Source organism: Acidovorax delafieldii 2AN (assembly GCF_000175235.1).
Taxonomy (GTDB): Bacteria; Pseudomonadota; Gammaproteobacteria; order Burkholderiales; family Burkholderiaceae_C; genus Acidovorax; species Acidovorax delafieldii_B.
Window position 1 is genome coordinate 1 of record NZ_ACQT01000541.1, and the last position, 1079, is coordinate 1079.

Here is a 1079-nt window from a genome sequence, read left to right on the forward strand (position 1 = left end):
ACTCGGCGGCAGCCCGCAGCGCGGGCTTTCTCCCGCCGACGGAACCGCCGCGCCCACGCACCCTGCACCGCGCACCGAAATGCGCCGCCGCAAGCGCGCACGGCGCGAACGAGCGCCAGTGCCTCAGGTGTCCTTGCGCTGAAAGACGCTCGAGCGCAGCGCGGCCAGTTCCAGCACCCGCAGTCCGCCGTATTCGATGCGGATCGCGCCCTGCCGTTCCAGGGCGGCAAGGGCCTCGTTGACGCGCTGGCGTGACAGCCCCACGAGGTAGGCCAGCTCCTGCTGCGTGATGCGCAGCACCTCGCCCACACCGGGGTAGAGCAAGGGATTGAACAGCGACGCCAGGCTGCGGGCCACGCGCACGTCGGGGTTGTTCAACCGGTCGATCTCACGCGCGGCAATGAACTGCCCCAGGCGCTCGTTGAGCTGGTTCATCACAAAGCGGTTGAACCCGAGGGAATGGTCCAGCAGCCAGTGGAAAGTGTCGATGGGCAGGCCCGCCACGACGCTCTTGCGCAGCGCCTGGATGTTGTAGCGGTAGGGCTCGCGCTTGAGCGCCGTGCCTTCGCCAAACCATCCGCCGGGCGGCACGCCAGTGAATGTCATCGTCTGCCCCTGGGCGTTGTCGCTGCTCATCTTGAGCAAGCCTTCGACCACGCCGAACCAGTAGGTCACCGGCCGCCCCAGGCGGCAGACGTAGTCGCCCGCCTTGGCGTCGCCGACCAGCAGCGCGGCCACAGCGCGCTCGCGCTCGGCGGGCAGCAGAAGCGCCAGCCAGGGAATGCCGTCCAGCTCTTCGGGGGTGGGCGGCCGGCGGCGCTGGTGCAGGGAGATGTCGAGGGTCATGCGCGTGATCTTCAGGCGTGGGTGCGCCAGTGCGTTACGGGAATACCACGAGCCAAATTGTCGTCATAAAGACAAAAAATGCCAATCACCGCCGGATGATGGGGCCCGTCAAGAGCACGCATCCCTGAAATTGAGAGGACCCGCCAGTGAACGCTTCCACTCCTTCCCCCTCCTTGCAGACCGCCGGCCGCGATGGCCCCACGATGGCGCGGCGCACGCTGCTGGCAGCGGCT

General features: G+C 67.7%; 2 protein-coding genes. Both read right to left on the bottom strand.

Annotated elements, in window-relative coordinates; translation table 11 throughout:
• Nucleotides 1-123: 123 nt before the first annotated feature.
• Entirely contained in the window at nucleotides 124-846 is a 723-nt protein-coding gene (locus ACDELDRAFT_RS22890) for a Crp/Fnr family transcriptional regulator (RefSeq protein ID WP_005801551.1), read from the bottom strand.
• Nucleotides 847-857: 11 nt separating this feature from the next.
• Nucleotides 858-1079 (bottom strand): hypothetical protein (locus ACDELDRAFT_RS25920; protein ID WP_232504823.1); only part of this gene is annotated, 222 nt, incomplete at its 5' end.

Excerpts from the sequence above, each read along its gene's own strand:
- ACDELDRAFT_RS22890 (WP_005801551.1), bottom strand. The coding sequence starts at position 846 with ATGACCCTCGACATCTCCCTGCACCAGCGCCGCCGGCCGCCCACCCCC.